Annotated in this window: 1 protein-coding gene; it reads right to left on the bottom strand. The window is 36.3% G+C overall.

Going from position 1 to position 1,445, the window contains the following annotated elements; all coding sequences use genetic code 11:
• Positions 1 to 36: 36 nt before the first annotated feature.
• A protein-coding gene (locus ACQKN2_RS25255) for an IS3 family transposase (RefSeq protein ID WP_427417367.1) occupies positions 37 to 1,391 on the bottom strand; the annotation gives its coding sequence in 2 pieces (ribosomal slippage) (positions 37 to 938 and positions 938 to 1,391; 1,356 coding nt in all).
• Positions 1,392 to 1,445 lie beyond the last annotated feature (54 nt).

Below are 1,445 nucleotides of genomic sequence, written 5' to 3'. Positions count from 1 at the left end.
TGAAGTGACCCCTAAAAGTTAGACACGGTTATTTCATTAGGCAGCTTGGGTAAAATGAGTTCGGTATTGCACCGGACTCATTTTTAATTTTGCCTTGATCCGTTTCGTATTATAGTAATTGATATATTTTTCTAATTCTATTTTAAAATGCTCTATACTTTCAAACTCCTTCATGTAAAGGAATTCAGATTTCATAATGCCAAAGAAATTCTCCATGACAGAGTTGTCGTAACAGTTTCCTTTACGAGACATACTTTGAACAATCCCTCTTGATTCTAGGGCGCGACGATATTTCTTCATTTGATAATGCCAGCCCTGATCGGAATGCATGAGTAGCTGATGGTGCTCAGGTAAACGTTCGAACGCTTTGTCCAACATATCTGAAACAAGTGAATAGGTTGGTCTAGAACCAATTGTATACGTGATAATTTCCCCGTTAAATAAATCTAAAACTGGCGATAAATAAAGTTTCTCACCGAATAATTTAAACTCCGTAATGTCTGTTACCCACTTTTCATTTGGGGCATCCGCTTTAAAATTGCGGTCTAAAGTATTGGGCGCAATTTTGCCAACGTTTCCTTTATAGGATTTATATTTTTTCATACGTACTAAGCATTTTAAACCAAGCTCTTTCATGATGCGTTGCACTTTTTTGTGATTCACTTTTTGTCCACGATTCGCTAGTTCATCACGAATACGGCGATAGCCATAACGCCCTTCATGTTCTTCATAAATCGCCTTTATTTCTGCTTTTAAATCGGCATCTGGATCCGGTCGATTCATACGTTTTACTAAATCATAGTACGTACTTCGTGGAATACCAGCGAGTTTTACAAGTGCTTTCACCGGATATTTATGCCTTAACTCATAGACTACTTTTACTTTGTCTTGTTTGGTGATTTTTCCTTGTGTTGAACTAAGGCATTCAACTTTTTTAAATACTCGTTTTCCATTTCTAGTTGCTTAATACGTGCTTCAAGTGCTTCGGTAGAGCCTTTAACTGGTGCTTGTTTCGATTGTTTATTGAATTCTTTTTTCATGGATGGACGCCCCTTTTTCTTTGATTGAAGGGCATCTAATCCTTGAGTTTCATATTGCTTTCTCCAAGCACTAATTGTTGAAGGGGCAGGTATTTTAAAAATCGCTGCCGTTTCGTTTAAGGACGTACCATTTTCAATCATAAAATTTAGTACATCCATTTTAAACTCTAGTGTGTAATTTGTATATGGCTTAATAAAAGCTTCAACACCATTGTATTCATATTGCTTAACCCATTTAAGAATTGCTTTATTATCAGTCCCCATAGATTTAGCTAAATCATAGGAACTTTCCTTTCCACTTAAGTAACGCTCAACAGCTTGTAATCTATCTTCGGCAGTATATTTGACCATAAAAAAACTGCACCTCCAATTGTTAGATGTGTCTAACAATTGGGGAGCAGTTCA

The sequence above is a fragment of the Lysinibacillus sp. NPDC093688 genome (assembly GCF_050280145.1).
GTDB lineage: Bacteria > Bacillota > Bacilli > Bacillales_A > Planococcaceae > Lysinibacillus > Lysinibacillus xylanilyticus_B.
This window is presented reverse-complemented; position numbering and strand designations above follow the sequence as displayed.